This window comes from Caballeronia sp. DA-9 (assembly GCF_051615025.1).
Classification (GTDB): Bacteria; Pseudomonadota; Gammaproteobacteria; order Burkholderiales; family Burkholderiaceae; genus Caballeronia; species Caballeronia sordidicola.
The window spans coordinates 178,517-192,302 of sequence record NZ_CP195135.1 but is presented as its reverse complement, the minus strand read 5'-3'; the positions used below and the strand labels follow the sequence as shown (position 1 = coordinate 192,302).

Genomic DNA, 13,786 nt, shown 5'->3' with positions numbered 1-13,786 from the left:
TTCAGGACCTCACTCGAAGGCTGGCATCACATCGTGGATCATGCGCTCGAGTGACGCCTTCTTGCGCTCGAAACTCATGCCGGTGTCGATCCAGAAAGAATACTCGTCAAAGCCAAGCGCTTCATAGGCTTTAAGACGCGCAATGACTTCGGCGGGCGCCCCGATGACATTGTTTTTGCGCATGGCTTCGGGCGTATAGAACGGGTGCGCCGCGATTTCCTCGGCGCTTAATGTCTTGATCATCCCCCGGCTAACCGGCCGCTCATTCTTGAACCACGCGCCAAAGTAGTTGTAAAAGATGTTCACTTCATTGGCGGCAATTTGCGCGTCGTCCTCGCTGCTGGCGACGTACGTGTGTCGAAGCAACATGATTTGTGGACGCGGGATGTCGCTGAATTTCTCACACGCGGCATTGAAGTGACCGACCAGTTTTTCAACCTCTTCGTCCCCCATGTGCAGAGGCGTCACTTGCACATTACATCCGTTTGACACGGCGAACTCGTGGCTGTTGGGGTCGCGCGCGGCGACCCAAATCGGCGGATGCGGCTTTTGAAGCGGTAACGGCGATGAGGTGGACGATGGGAAATTCCAGTATTCGCCCTCATGCGCGTAGTCGCCTTCCCACAGTTTCTTGACAGCCGGAATGAGCTCGCGCATGCGCTGGCCTGCATTCCACGCATCCAACCCTGGCAGGAGCCGCTCATACTCGAATGAATACGCGCCTCGAGCAATGCCCAATTCAAGCCGACCATTCGTGATGATGTCGGTCATCGCGGCTTCGCCCGCCAGTTTGATTGGGTGCCAGAACGGTGCGATCACCGTGCCCGTGCCCAGCCTGACATTCGTCGTCTTGTTGGCGAGATCGACGAGATTGAGGAAGGGATTGGGTGCGATTGTAAAATCCATCCCGTGGTGCTCACCGGTCCAGACGGCGTGCATACCGCCACGATCGGCGATCTGGCACAGTTCAACCATCTCGTCATACAGCTGCTTCTGAGTGGTCTTGTCGGAGACGCGCTCCATGTGGGCAAAAAGCGAAAAACGCATGGTGTTACCTTTCAGGAATTGAGCGGACAAACCGTGCCCTGGCTATGGTCGCCAAAATACGTTCCGTAACGCTGTAGCTGGCGCTCGCAACGGTAGCGCTCGAGCATGCTGGCGAGTGCACTGTTTTCGAACGCGTCAGGCTGAAGATCGTTAAGATTGACGAACTCTCCCAAGGCGGCCAGGTCATGCGGCGCGCTGCACAGGAACGAGATGTACTGATAGTGCGTTTCGGTGTTGTTGTAAGCGGAATAGATGAAATTTGCAGACGCCTCCCGCTGATACCTTGAGAAGATATCGGCGAGCGCCTTGTCCGTGCCTTCCTTGCCGATTTCCTTTGAGGGAAGGGTCCATTTGTTTTTCGGTGTCTTGCTGAGAAGCACCTTGTCATCGCGCGCGATGATTGCGCTCACCACGACCTTCGGTCCGGCAATCACTTGCGTGGCCGTCGTCGCCGGCGTGAAATAGCCACCGCGGTAATAGCCCAACCCTGCAGATCCAGCCGAATCGAAGTCCTTGATCTTGCCAAGGAGGAGGGCATGGTCGCCCGCATCGATCACCGCGTGGAAGGTGCAGTCAAACCACGCGCTGACGCCTTCGATGAGCGGATTTTCGTTCGCGCTTAAGCGCCAGTCGACGCTCGCGAAACGGTCATCGCTCGGACGGGCGAACGTATTTGACAGATCTTTCTGCCCCTCTGCCAGGACGTTGATCGCAAAGTGACCGACTGTCGAAAACGTCTGATAGTTGCTCGACGACTTGGCGATGCTCACTAGCAGCAGCGCAGGGTCGAGCGAAACGGACGAGAACGAGTTTGCCGTAAAGCCAAGCGGCTGATCGCCGCGCATGGTGGTGACAATTGTCACGCCCGTCATGAAGGCGCCGAACGCGTCGCGAAGCTCGCGGGTGTCAATAGATACTCTCTGTGAGGGAGGAACTGTCTGCGAGGTAGACCCAGTCTGCAAATTCAACTCACACCTCCGATTTCAGGGTTGCTTCATGTGGCTCGTGGTCGCCCCCGACTCGTAGCCAGTTTTGCAACGCACGATTGACTTTGTCCGGCGCCGTGAGATTGACCATGTGGCGCTCGTTCTCGATCACTACGACCTTCGCGTTCCTCGCCGCCTGCGCCATCTGCTTAGCCATCAGAGGCGTTGAATTCGGGTCATCCGAGCCGGTGAGTACCAGCGCCGGACATGCTATTAAGCGCCAGCCGTCGGCGTAAGTTTCATCGCCCTTGGCGAAGGCTGTGTACGCCGTCGCATAGCCTTGCAAATCCACTGATCTCAACCATGATTCGACCCTGCGTGCCGCCACCTGCTGCGCCTCATCTTCATTAAACCAGCGACGTAGTGGCGTATCGATGTCTATGGCGCCGGAGCGCAGCTCAGCGGCGCGTTGAAGTACCGCTTGTCGGGCAGTGTCGTTTCGCCGATACACGCCGTTAAGCACGGCGACACGCTTAACCAGATCCGGGCGCGTCACAGCGACACCAGCGGCGATCAGCGAACCCATTGAGTGGCCCGCCACGTTGACGGGCCCCATGTCGAGCGCCTCTATGAATGCGACCGCCCACTGTACGAACTGCGGCAACTCAGCCTCTGCGTCGAGCGCGGCGCTCTGACCGTGGCCCGGCATATCGACGGCAATCACCCTGAAGTCGCGTGACAGCGCGTCAATCTGCGGGTACCAGGCCTGCGCCTGCATTCCCACTCCGTGAATCAGCAAAAGCGGCTCGCCCGCGCCCTGGTCGAAATAGTGTGCGACGCGATTACTTGACAGCTGCAGGGTTTTTGACGTCATTTCCGAGCTCTGCAAGGTCTTTATAGCGATCGCCAATGCGGTGATGCGGGCGCCCACCCGTCGAGCCGCCGATGGCGATGACCAATTCATCTGCTGCGGGCGCATCAGGAACAGAGAATTGGAGCGTGAGGTAGTGCGAGCGACGCCCTTCGTCGTTCTTATCCATCATCGGGATAAGTAGGGGGGCGTTTGCCGGTCCGCGCGTATTGTTAAAGGCCAGGTACGACTTGGCGCCCACCGCACTGCGATAGATGTTACCGAAGTGCAGGGTGTGAATCAGTGCCGAAGCATGCTCGAGTTCTCCGCTCAGGCCAACGATGGCGCTTTTGCCGAAGGCTTCGACCGCTTCACCGGATCCGGCTTCATCCAGAATCAGCTTGGTCAGGTATGCGCTGAGTTGAGGTCCGAATTCGCGGATCTCGGGCGACAGGTCTTCGACAAAGCCGCGGCCGGCCCAAGGATTCTTAATGACAGCAGCCGCGCCAATCAATTTCAGGGGCGTGCTCGCATCTTTGTCGCCGTCCACATGGATCGTCTCGACGTGCAGGATCGATTTGCGAATTAAGGTCACTGGAGGGTCCTCGCGATGTTGAACATGACGCCTATTTTGGTATCCCATAGTACGGCATGCCATAGGAGTAAACCCGCGACGTGCCAACGCGCTGTATCCGTGACGCCGATTTATCGTCGGAGAATTTGGGCGAGACTTGCGCTGTCAGTGTTGATTCTCTTGGTTAAAGCAAATTCGCAGCGAATGCCGACGCGACTTTGAACACAAGCCGCACCCCGCACGCCACGAACTATTTTTATGAGGCCACTAGTAGAGCCGGGACAAGGACGGCCGACGAAAGAGTCGGCTAGCTCGCCTCGCGTTTGCTAGGATATGAGCCCAACTTTGCAAACTATCCTATGAGGATCAGCGTAATGAACAAACAAGAATTGGTTGACGCCGTTTCGGCGCAAACGGGCGCAAGTAAAGCGTTGACGAGCGAAGTGATCGATCAGGTGTTCGGCACGATCTCTAAGGCGGTTGTGTCGGGCGACACGGTCCAGCTCATTGGCTTTGGTTCTTTTTCTACCGGAGCACGCGCTGCCCGTACCGGACGCAATCCGAAGACGGGCGAGTCGATCGAGATTGCTGCCGCAAAGACGGTCAAGTTCACCGCAGGTAAAAGTTTTAAGGACAGCGTCAACAAGTAACAAAACGTTCCCTGATGCGGAGTCGATAAGCCAGTTGGGAGGTCGACTCGCTTTGGGAAACGAACACACACCAACGCCATGTCCTTACCTCAAGCCCACTTACTGATGACGCTCGCGCCGTAAGTTTCACACTCATCGAAGTGGGCGCGAGGGGAAGCCTCGACCGCAGAAGCCGCGGTGAAGCAGGCTTGTGGTTCTACGAAGATGCACATGCGGATTGTATGCCTCGCACGTTTGCAGCCAGTCGCGTTCGCAACACGGCGGTGAGTGTAGCGCTTTGTAAAGCAACGTTACCATGGTTCGGTTTAATGCCGCTCATTTGGACGGTAGGTTAATCCTCCTGTTCGTGCAACACCAAGTATGGATGCTCATAGAGCACAGGACGTTACTTTTTAGATGAATGCCGAAGATTAGGTTTGCGTATCCCCGGTGTTGCCGTGAGGGCATACGGCACCGCGAAACGGGGCGAAAGGGTCCAGTCGCTCGAGATCGAAGAATGCCAGATCAGCCGCGATGGTGTTGCATCGTTGGTTAAGCCGAACAAGAACGCCCGCGATGACCCGAAGCGGTTGTCGAAGCCGCAGCCGACCCACGATGCGCCTCGTGACGTTCACATCAGTCAAGCAGCAAGGCATCTAGGCTGCACACCGCGTGCGCGCCGCTCTCAAATACTTGACTACGGCTGAGATGCCGCCGCAGGACGGGAAAGCCGCCGTGCCGCCCATCGCGGCTGTGCGCAAATATGGCCCAGGAATTCGACCACGACTAGCGCACCCAGATAGGCCGTCACACCCGAGCGCACGTCGAGCAGGGGATTAACTTCGACGAAATCAAAGCCGGCCACGTCGTGGCGCTCCGCGATCGCTTTGAGACTGTCGCGAAGCTCTGCATACGTCATCCCGTTTGGCTCCGCCGATACACATCCTGGCACGAGCGACATGTCCATCGCATCAATGTCGATGCTCACATAGACGCGCGCGCCCGCCGGTACGGTCGCGGCAACACCCTGCGGCCCGAGCTGGCGAAACTCGCTCATGGGAATCAGGCGATTGCCCGACGCGATCACGTCGTTGATTTGCGCCGGAGAATGGCGCAAGCTGCGGATGCCCACTTGCGTCAAGCTCAACGTATTTGGCAACGAAGCGATATGTCTGAAAGCATGTCCGTTCGTATGCTGCAGGTCGTTCTCGAACGGCGCGAAATCCGTATGCGCATCGAAGTGAAAGACGTGCAGCTTTTCCTCAAAGGCCCGAAAGATCGGATACGTGATCGAATGGTCACCGCCAAGTCCCACGGGCAGCGCGCCCTGCTTAAGAATCCCGCGCACCGTTTCCGTGATGTTCACGAAGGTGCGCTCGGCGTTGGCTGGATGAATGTCGACGTCGCCGACATCGGCGATCAACTGGTCGCGCATTTCCTCCACCAGATATTCGAGCCGCGTCTCCGGATCGTAGAAGCCGTTGCCGCCATTGCCGAAACGTAGCGAATGCTCGCGCAGTGCCCGCGGCGCCATGCGAGACCCCGGCAAATAAGGCGAGCCTTCGTCGAACGGCACGCCAAACACGGCGATTGCAGCCTCAAGCACGGACAGGTCCTCGCACAACGGCGAGCGCAGGAACGTCGGAATACCGACATAAGGCCGGTTGACTCTTGACATGACTACTCCTTAAGTAAAGACGCAGCGGTACTGATATGAGACGCAACAGCGGTGTGCGACGTCGATGCGAGAAAAGCGCGCAAGCGTGCGGACTGCGGCGAGCCAAGAATCTGCCGCGTCTCGCCTTCTTCCACCACCCGGCCGGCGTCCATGAAAGCAACGCGGTGCGCAAGTGCCGCGGCAAACCCGACGCTGTGTGTGACCACCAGCATGGTGGTGCCGCGTGCAGCGAGCGCCTTCAGAAGCGCCAGCATTTCACCGACCAGTTCAGGATCAAGCGCGGACGTAGGCTCATCGAAAAGCATGAGCGCCGGGTCCATGGCCAGCGTTCGGGCGATCGCCACGCGCTGCTTTTGGCCACCCGAGAGTTCGAACGGATAGCGCTTCGCATAAGCTTCAAGCCCGAGGCTTCCGAGAAGTTCGCGAGCGCGTTCCTCCGCTTCCCGACGCGGGCGCTGGAGCACCACAACTTGCGCTCGTACGATGTTCTCCAATGCGCTCAGATGGGCCCAGAGATTAAGGTCCTGATAGACCAGCCCGATCTTCGGGCGCATGAGATCTATCTCGCGTCGAGTCTGCCGGCGCACCACGCCGGCGGACGTCTGGATCCGGCCGATGGGTTCTCCTCCGACTTCCACAAAGCCATCCTCGGGCGGCGTAAGCCAGGTGACGCACCGTAGCAGCGTGCTCTTGCCGCAGCCGCTAGGTCCGATCAACGCCACAATCTCACCCTGCGCGATATCTAGATAGAAACCGTCGAGCGCGTTGTGAGCGCCGTAGCGCTTGACGAGCCCGGCAATATGGAGCGCCAGTGCAGGAGTTGCGGCGGCGGTGCTCATGGCGCCGCCTGCTTGTCGAGCGACAAGTAGCGCTGCGCAAGCGCGCTATGCGAGACCGCGCCGGCTTGCGCGAGCCCAAGCCGCTTTTCGAGCCGCCGCGACAATTCGGATGCGGCTATCGCGATGATCCAGTACAGCACGGCGACGATCGCGAACACCTCGAACGGGGCAAACGTGTTGCCTTGGACAATCAGCCCCTCGAAGCTTAGTTCAGGGATCGTGACAGAGGAGAGCACGGCTGACTCCTTCATCATCGTGAGCGTCATGTTGGTCGAGGGTGGCACGAGCGCGCGCAAGATCTGCGGCACCACAACATGGCGCATCGCCTGCGCGGGTGACATACCGATCGTGCGCGCCGACTCGTATTGGCCGCGCGGCAAAGCGGCCAGCGCCGCGCTGATGATCTCCGCGTAGTACACGCTTGCGAACAGTGCGAGGGCGCCGACGCCGCTCACAATGGAGGGCAGGCGGATGCCTGCAAACGGCAAACCGTAGTGCACGATGAACATCAGGATGATAAAAGGGATACTGCGCAGCACCTCGATATACGCGCGCACCACGAAACGAAGTGGTCGTGGCAGCGACAGGTCGAGTAGTGCAATCACAATGCCCATCGCATACCCTGCGATGAACGCTGCAACGGTGACGCCAAGCGTAACAAGTGCACCGTGCAGGAACAGCGGCAGGTTATCAATGATGACCGAAAAATCGAAGCGCATAAATTCAACCGATGGTCTCGCAATTGAGAGTGAGCATCACGCCGTGCGTGTGCGCGTGACGAGCCGCCGTTCGAGCAGACGAGCGCCGCCGCTCACGAGCAGATTCAGCACGACAAATACCGCAGCTGCGCCCACGAGCGGCTCGAACGGACGATAGGACGCACTTGCCATCTGCTGCGCGGTGCGCAGCACTTCCACGACCGTGATGACAGAGAGCAACGCGGTTCCTTTGACAACGATTGTCGATTCGTTCACAAGCACTGGCAGGCAGCGCACCAGCACTTGCGGAAGCACGACATGCCGCCAGATGGATCGGGGTTCGAGGCCGAGCGCTGTGGCGGCTTCTATCTGGCCCGGATCGAGTGTTCCGAGCCCCGCGCGCAGGATTTCGCTGACGAACACCATGCTGTTGAACGAAAGCGCCGCCACGCCCGCGACCATCGGGCTCAGGTTCAGGCCGGCCGCTGGCAGCACATAAAAGAAGATGAAGATCTGGATGAGCAACGGCGTTCCCCGAACAAAGCTGATGAGGACAGCAATTGCCGCGTTCACCGGCCCGATCTTATAAGTGCGCAAAATTGTGAGGCCGATTCCGAGCACGAGCGCGATCGCGATCGCGAGAATCGCGAGCCGCAAGTTGCTCAGGGCCGCCCAAGCGAGCGTTGGCAAGGTCGAAAGGAAATAATCGAATTTAAAGCCCATTGCATGACGTCCTTGCGGCTGTTAAAGATCGGTATTGGCTCGGTATCACATTGCGCCTGGCGGCAGGTATCCGGAGTCTGGAATCTTCATCTCAAACCCGAACCATTTAATCTGGAGTTTGGCAAGTCGACCGTCATCGCGCATCTTGCGAATCACGCCGGTGATAAAGTCCCGTAGATCCTTGTCTTCTGGCCGCGTCACCCAGCCAAGATAGGTATAGGAATTTTTCACCGGGGTCGGCCCGAGCATCGCGAATGAATCCGGATGTTCTTTCACGAGAACCGCAAGGCTGGGGAGCGACTGAATGACTGCATCGACCTCGCCGTTGGACAATGCCACGTACGAGTCAGGAAACGCTGTGTAGAGCTTAAGGCCCTTGAAGCCCGGACCACCTGCCGCCTTTAGGTCGGAATCGACGGTACGCGCGATGGGTTCCGTCGACGACGCGATCTGCGTTCCGACCATCTTGCCGTTGAGGTCCTTTACGCTCTTCATACCGTCGCCTTTGCGCTCGACGGCATAAGGCGCACCGTCGGCGATAGGCAAGGTGTATGCGTAACGCTTTGCACGCTCTTCGTTGATGCCGACGGTCGTCGCGATGAAATCGAATTTACCGGCAAGCAGCCCCGGAAGAATGCCTTGCCATGGCGTATCGAGCTGGACGACCTTTACACCGAGTTCTTTGACGACCTCCGCCAGGATGTCCGAGCCGTAGCCGACAATTTTGCCGTCCTTCACGAACTCGAAGGGCGGATAAGCGGCTTCGGTCCCAACCGTCACGGTTTTAGTGCGACGGATCTTTTCGAGCGTGGTCTCGGCGTGCGCAGGCGCGCTTAACGATAAAACCCCGACCCACAGCGCTAGGGCGAACGCCATCAACGAGCGGCGACTTGCTGCCTTCATGGTGAACCTCGACAAGGTTATGGAAAAGAATGCGTGACGTGCGGCTAGACGCCGGGCAGGTCTCAGCCTTGTGCTGCCGGCGGGGCATCGAAGTAATCCGCGCGCACCGCAGCGCCGATCAGGTTGACTATCAGTCTTCCTGCAGTGATGCACGTGATCATGTTCACGTCGGTCGAGGGCGTGATCTCGACAATGTCCATGCCGACCACGCGCCCCTTCTTGACCAGCCCGTGGATCAGCTTGCGCACCTGATGGAATGTCAGGCCGCCGGGGGCCGGTCCTTCGACCGCTGGCATGACGGTTGGGTCCAGACCGTCCGCATCGATCGAGATGTAATAGCGCCCGCCATCTGGAATGCGCGCAAGCACCGACTCGATACCGCTGTCATGCACTTCGAACGCAGGGATGATCGTCGAACCGTAAGCTGTCGCGGCTTCCACTTCCTCGGTCCGGGCGCTGCCCTGTGCACGGATGCCAATCTGGAACATGTCCTTGACGTGCGGCATTTCAGAGGCGCGCCGCATCGGGCTGGATAATCCATCGCGTACGCCGCCGACGTCGTTACGCCAGTCGAGATGCGCATCGACGTGCACGATCGTGATGGGACCGTGATCGGCGAAGCCACGCAGCACTGGCGTGGTAATGCCATGATCGCCGCCGAGCGTGATCGGAAGAGCGCCCGCAGCAAGAATCTTCGCGATGGCTTCCGTTGCTCGCGGATAGTGCGTTGAGAGATCCGTCATGTCAGCCGGCACATTGCCCACGTCGACGACTTTCAGCGCGCGGTTGTCGTAGATTGGGCCACCCACGTCATAGTCATATCGTTCGATGCTGCGCGAGATGCGATCAGTGACCGAGCGGATTGCATCGGGGGCGCGAGTCTGATCGTTCGAGATTGCGCCGGCGTGGTAGGCGCTGCCAAATGGCAGCCCCATGATCGCGATGTGCGCATCGAGCACGTCAAGATTCGTTTCGATGGGGGACCACAGGAAGCTCTGATGTGGTTTCGTGGGCGGGACGGTCAATGGCAGGGACATGCGGGCTCTCTCCGTTGCGAGCCGCCGAGTAAGCCCGGCGGCAGTTCATGAAGCGGTGAGACGAACTCTGGCGGCGCCGTTTTCTTTTGACGAGGGCTCGCGGCGAAACCATGCATGCAGCCACCACAACATTGAAATCTAGGCAACATGGCATATACCTTGCAAGGTCCCGGTCCTGCTCTTTAAGCGCGGAAAATGCATGAAATCGGATCACACTTCGCACTCTGCTAGTGCGAACCGGCGAGTTTCTGGACGGGACGGCGCGTTTTCCGACAGTGACAACCCGATTCAGCGGGCTGATCATGCCAACGAGTCGGACAGCGCCGGTTCGTCTTTGTCGGTGATTCCACCGCTCACCGAAACCGACTTAAGGCTGATGCGTATCTTTCGCGCTGTCGTTGAAGCGGGCGGCCTTGCCGCCGCTGAGATGGCGCTTGGAATGGACCGTTCATCAATTAGTCGGCATCTCAATGCCCTTGAGACGCGGCTCGGCGCGAGGCTATGCTTCCGGGGGCCAGGCGGGTTTGAACTCACGGATTTTGGGCGTGCTACGTGGCGTGCCGCGGTGAGCGCGTACGACACGCTCGATATGATCCGGCACGAACTCAACGTCGCGCGAAACATCATGACGGGCGAATTACACGTCGGTATCGCCGATAATTGCCTCACCAACACGCGCTCGGCGTTTGTCGAGGCGCTCACTCGCTTTCGTGAACTGGCGCCCGCAGTAACGGTGTACCTCTCGATCTATTTGCCCGACGATCTGCTTGCGCGCCTAGCAGATCGTCATCTGCAACTGGGCATCACGGGAATATCGCGCGGCGTGACCGGCACGACGCTCGGCAACGAGACGTTGCTTTGCGAGCCGCTCTTTACCGAGGAATTCCGCCTCTACGTCCGTGCCCGCGAAGGCAAGCCGGCGCCAACGCTCGACGAACTAGCCCTACAGGGTTACGAGTTGGTTGTACGCGCACGCGACGCCCACACGCGCAAGCTCGTCGAGCGCGTCGGGATTGACCGCCACGGCATATCGGTGGGGCTGGAAGCGGTGGCGACATTGATTGCAAGCGGCCGCTACGCCGGCTTTCTTCCAACACACTACGTCGATGCACTCAGCGCCGTTCATCCGGTCGTTGCGGTGCGCGAGGCGGAAGAACTCGCGTACGAGGCCGTTTTCGCCCTGGTATTCGTTAAGGACCGCCACCTTGCGCCTGTCACCGAGTTGTTCATGCGCACATTGCTCGATACGCACAAGCAAAGTTTAGATGCGGGTTTAATGCGGCCTGTCATGTGATCGCTTGAAGTCATGTAAGAACCGCAAGAAGCACTGCGTACGGAAGGTCCCCTGGCTCCCCCCAGTATGCTCTTGCGACGTTCGAACGCTCACATATACGCAGGATGCCACCCGGTTCTCGGCGGGATCCATCTCCGCCGAATCTGAGCATCAAATTAATCGAGACGGACATTTCCTTTCGTTTGAGCGCGAGTCTGCATAACCCACACCTTAATTGTTGCGTTGCATTTCGCAAGGTGGCGCAGTTTTTGATAAATTGGAAGCAAGCTGACACGGCATTCAACAACTTGGAGGTCGATTTTTCTTCGTCAGTAACGATATGTGCAACGGGCATCACTGAGCCTTGCCAGCCGTATCGTGATCTATGCGGGACAGTCTGTGATTCGTGCAAACTAGGCAAGGCTAGGTACCGGGGCGCAACGCCGAGTTCTTGCTTCACCGAGTTGGGGCGATATGCTACTTCACGTTGTTGACGCCCACATATCCTTGTAAACATTCGGTTGGCTGTAACCGCGATTGGTTTCACATTTACGGGTCGTCCACGATCTGGCGACCGCGATGAGGCGCTGAGTCCTTGGTTTTTTCCGACAGCAGCAGTGTGTTGCACTCGGTATGGGACCGTCGGTTAATTCTCTAGCTTTCGATCCGTTATCGTGCAGAGGTTGTGACAAAGCCACGGATCACCCGTGGCCGTAGCTTGTTTAAATGCCAATATTACCCTTTGAACAAACGTCGATCTCGCAGACGGGTTCAAATGTTTTCCATTGATTAAGCTGTTAATTGATTGGCCGGGTCGTTTGTCGCATTAAAGAAAATAATTTTCCACTGCGGGACGATGCAAGAGCCTGCTCGGCTGAGCGTAACAAGTCGCTGAACGTCCTTGGGTAGCATTGCTCTCATGCTGCGGGTCCGTGGATTGCAGCAGGGCAGAAGCCATTCGCTATCTGCGCGAGCCACAAGCGTTTGGCGGGAATCGCGATCTTGATTTCTCGACGCGACCGCATATCACTTCGAAACAACCGCTTGTATGGAGGATCCAATGAGAGCGCTTAGATGGCACGGTAAAGAGGATATTCGCTACGATACAGTTCCCGATCCTGAAATTGAAGAACCTCGCGATGCAATTCTCAAGGTAACTTCTTGCGCGATTTGCGGTTCGGATCTACATCTTTTTGACGGCTTCATGCCTGGTATGAAGTCAGGCGACATCATGGGCCATGAATTCATGGGCGAAGTCGTTGAGGTCGGCAGCGGCAATTCGGTGTTGAAAGTCGGTGATCGTATCGTCGTCCCTTTCACTATAATTTGCGGCGAATGCGAGCAGTGCAAGCGCGGTAACTTCTCGGTTTGTGAACGGTCAAACCGGAACAAAGATGCCGCTGACAAGGTGTTCGGTCACACGACAGCAGGCCTTTTCGGTTATTCACACCTCACTGGTGGCTACCCTGGCGGTCAGGCGGAATATGTCCGCATCCCATTCGCCGACAAAACGCACGTCAAAATTCCGGATGGCTTGACTGACGAACAAGTGCTTTTCCTTGGTGACATTTTCCCCACCGGCTGGCAAGCCGCCGTGCAATGCGATATTGAGCCGCACGATACGGTTGTCATCTGGGGTGCTGGGCCCGTGGGTCAAATGGCGATACGAAGCGCGGTGTTGCTGGGCGCCAAGCAGGTGATCTCGATCGATTGCGTGCCCGAACGCTTGGCCATGGCACGCGCCGGCGGCGCAGTCACCATTGACTTCAATGAAGAAAGCGTCGTCGAACGGCTAAAAGATCTGACCAACGGCAAAGGGCCAGAAAAGTGCATCGATGCTGTGGGGATGGAGTCGCACGCAACTCGTTCAGTCGATGCGGTGTATGACCGGGTCAAGCAGGCGGTCATGCTGGAGACGGACCGACCGCACGTGCTGCGCGAAATGATCTACGTGTGCCGCCCTGGCGGAACCTTGTCGGTTCCGGGGGTGTACGGCGGGCTCATCGACAAGATTCCCTTTGGGGCGTCTATGAACAAGGGGCTCACTTGGCGCATGGGGCAAACGCACGTCAATCGATGGACCGACGATCTTTTGCGGCGTATCCAGGAAGGACAAATCGATCCGTCATTTGTCATCACGCATACGGTCTCTCTGGAAGATGGCCCCGGTATGTACAAAACCTTTCGGGACAAGGAAGACGGTTGCATCAAGGTCGTGCTCAAGCCATAACTCACCACATCTCAGTCAGGGCGGAATTATGAATGACCATGCGAACTTTGATTTGGACGCTGCGCGGCAGCGCGATCGAGACAATATAAACGCCGTCAAAGCGCCACGAGCGGTTGCCCGCGGGTTAGGCTGGTTCAGTATCGCGCTGGGCATGGCCGAATTGCTGGCACCGCGGGCGGTTGCGCGTTCAGCAGGGCTCGATAGCAGCCCGACACTTGTCCGGCTTTACGGGTTGCGGGAGCTTGCATGTGGAATAGGCATCCTGGCTTCCGATAAAGCAGCGCCATACCTTTGGGCGCGGGTGGGCGGCGACGCATTGGACATCGGAACGATCGTTGCGCAGTCGGATACCACCGACCCGAGCACGCGAACTCGGGCA

13 protein-coding genes are annotated in these 13,786 nt (G+C 58.1%); 3 read left to right on the top strand and 10 right to left on the bottom strand.

Features of this window, described 5'->3' with window-relative positions:
• Positions 1-9: 9 nt before the first annotated feature.
• The 4 genes from ACRWA7_RS35220 to ACRWA7_RS35205 all read right to left on the bottom strand — a co-directional run bounded on the left by ACRWA7_RS35220 (position 10) and on the right by ACRWA7_RS35205 (position 3,418).
• The gene (locus ACRWA7_RS35220; protein WP_438397280.1) at positions 10-1,047 is read right to left on the bottom strand and encodes an LLM class flavin-dependent oxidoreductase; all 1,038 of its coding nucleotides are present in this window, start codon (positions 1,045-1,047) and stop codon (positions 10-12) included.
• 11 nt (positions 1,048-1,058) lie between these two features.
• On the bottom strand, positions 1,059-1,919 hold the full coding sequence (locus tag ACRWA7_RS35215) for a flavin reductase (RefSeq protein ID WP_438397279.1): 861 nt from the start codon (positions 1,917-1,919) through the stop codon (positions 1,059-1,061).
• A 97-nt stretch (positions 1,920-2,016) separates the two neighbouring features.
• On the bottom strand, positions 2,017-2,847 hold the full coding sequence (locus tag ACRWA7_RS35210) for an alpha/beta fold hydrolase (protein WP_438397278.1): 831 nt from the start codon (positions 2,845-2,847) through the stop codon (positions 2,017-2,019).
• On the bottom strand, positions 2,816-3,418 hold the full coding sequence (locus tag ACRWA7_RS35205; RefSeq protein WP_438397276.1) for an amino acid synthesis family protein: 603 nt from the start codon (positions 3,416-3,418) through the stop codon (positions 2,816-2,818). Before ACRWA7_RS35205 ends, ACRWA7_RS35210 begins: the two co-directional genes overlap by 32 nt.
• Positions 3,419-3,771: 353 nt before the next feature.
• Here ACRWA7_RS35205 and ACRWA7_RS35200 point away from each other — a divergent pair, with 353 nt between their 5' ends.
• On the top strand, positions 3,772-4,047 hold the full coding sequence (locus ACRWA7_RS35200) for an HU family DNA-binding protein (protein WP_438397274.1): 276 nt from the start codon (positions 3,772-3,774) through the stop codon (positions 4,045-4,047).
• A 676-nt stretch (positions 4,048-4,723) separates the two neighbouring features.
• Here ACRWA7_RS35200 and ACRWA7_RS35195 read toward each other — a convergent pair.
• The 6 genes from ACRWA7_RS35195 to ACRWA7_RS35170 all read right to left on the bottom strand — a co-directional run bounded on the left by ACRWA7_RS35195 (position 4,724) and on the right by ACRWA7_RS35170 (position 9,904).
• Positions 4,724-5,704 (bottom strand): arginase family protein, encoded by a 981-nt coding sequence (locus ACRWA7_RS35195; protein WP_438397272.1) that lies wholly within the window; start codon positions 5,702-5,704, stop codon positions 4,724-4,726.
• Between the two features lie 2 nt (positions 5,705-5,706).
• Complete coding sequence (locus ACRWA7_RS35190; RefSeq protein WP_438397270.1) at positions 5,707-6,543, bottom strand: amino acid ABC transporter ATP-binding protein; 837 nt, start codon at positions 6,541-6,543, stop codon at positions 5,707-5,709.
• Positions 6,540-7,262: an amino acid ABC transporter permease gene (locus tag ACRWA7_RS35185; RefSeq protein WP_438397268.1), complete on the bottom strand. Its 723-nt coding sequence runs from the start codon at positions 7,260-7,262 to the stop codon at positions 6,540-6,542. The genes ACRWA7_RS35190 and ACRWA7_RS35185 overlap by 4 nt, the downstream gene beginning before the upstream one ends.
• Positions 7,263-7,298: 36 nt before the next feature.
• Positions 7,299-7,964 (bottom strand): amino acid ABC transporter permease, encoded by a 666-nt coding sequence (locus tag ACRWA7_RS35180; protein ID WP_438397267.1) that lies wholly within the window; start codon positions 7,962-7,964, stop codon positions 7,299-7,301.
• A gap of 45 nt (positions 7,965-8,009) precedes the next feature.
• Positions 8,010-8,867, bottom strand: a complete 858-nt coding sequence (locus ACRWA7_RS35175; protein ID WP_438397266.1) for a transporter substrate-binding domain-containing protein — start codon at positions 8,865-8,867, stop codon at positions 8,010-8,012.
• Between the two features lie 62 nt (positions 8,868-8,929).
• Positions 8,930-9,904, bottom strand: coding sequence for an agmatinase (locus tag ACRWA7_RS35170; protein WP_438397265.1), 975 nt, complete (start codon positions 9,902-9,904; stop codon positions 8,930-8,932).
• A 199-nt stretch (positions 9,905-10,103) separates the two neighbouring features.
• On the opposite strand from ACRWA7_RS35170, the gene ACRWA7_RS35165 reads away from it, so the two are divergent.
• Positions 10,104-11,198: a LysR family transcriptional regulator gene (locus ACRWA7_RS35165; RefSeq protein WP_438397263.1), complete on the top strand. Its 1,095-nt coding sequence runs from the start codon at positions 10,104-10,106 to the stop codon at positions 11,196-11,198.
• Between the two features lie 1,039 nt (positions 11,199-12,237).
• Entirely contained in the window at positions 12,238-13,407 is a 1,170-nt protein-coding gene (locus tag ACRWA7_RS35160; protein WP_438397262.1) for a zinc-dependent alcohol dehydrogenase, read from the top strand.
• Positions 13,408-13,786 lie beyond the last annotated feature (379 nt).

Bases quoted from the DNA above. Each gene is read 5' to 3' on its own strand.
- ACRWA7_RS35215 (WP_438397279.1), bottom strand. From the start codon at position 1,919: ATGACGGGCGTGACAATTGTCACCACCATGCGCGGCGATCAGCCGCTT.
- ACRWA7_RS35210 (WP_438397278.1), bottom strand. From the start codon at position 2,847: ATGACGTCAAAAACCCTGCAGCTGTCAAGTAATCGCGTCGCACACTAT.
- ACRWA7_RS35185 (WP_438397268.1), bottom strand. From the start codon at position 7,262: ATGCGCTTCGATTTTTCGGTCATCATTGATAACCTGCCGCTGTTCCTG.
- ACRWA7_RS35200 (WP_438397274.1), top strand. From the start codon at position 3,772: ATGAACAAACAAGAATTGGTTGACGCCGTTTCGGCGCAAACGGGCGCA.
- ACRWA7_RS35160 (WP_438397262.1), top strand. From the start codon at position 12,238: ATGAGAGCGCTTAGATGGCACGGTAAAGAGGATATTCGCTACGATACA.
- ACRWA7_RS35180 (WP_438397267.1), bottom strand. From the start codon at position 7,964: ATGGGCTTTAAATTCGATTATTTCCTTTCGACCTTGCCAACGCTCGCT.
- ACRWA7_RS35190 (WP_438397270.1), bottom strand. From the start codon at position 6,543: ATGAGCACCGCCGCCGCAACTCCTGCACTGGCGCTCCATATTGCCGGG.
- ACRWA7_RS35175 (WP_438397266.1), bottom strand. From the start codon at position 8,867: ATGAAGGCAGCAAGTCGCCGCTCGTTGATGGCGTTCGCCCTAGCGCTG.
- ACRWA7_RS35170 (WP_438397265.1), bottom strand. From the start codon at position 9,904: ATGTCCCTGCCATTGACCGTCCCGCCCACGAAACCACATCAGAGCTTC.
- ACRWA7_RS35165 (WP_438397263.1), top strand. From the start codon at position 10,104: ATGAAATCGGATCACACTTCGCACTCTGCTAGTGCGAACCGGCGAGTT.
- ACRWA7_RS35195 (WP_438397272.1), bottom strand. From the start codon at position 5,704: ATGTCAAGAGTCAACCGGCCTTATGTCGGTATTCCGACGTTCCTGCGC.
- ACRWA7_RS35220 (WP_438397280.1), bottom strand. From the start codon at position 1,047: ATGCGTTTTTCGCTTTTTGCCCACATGGAGCGCGTCTCCGACAAGACC.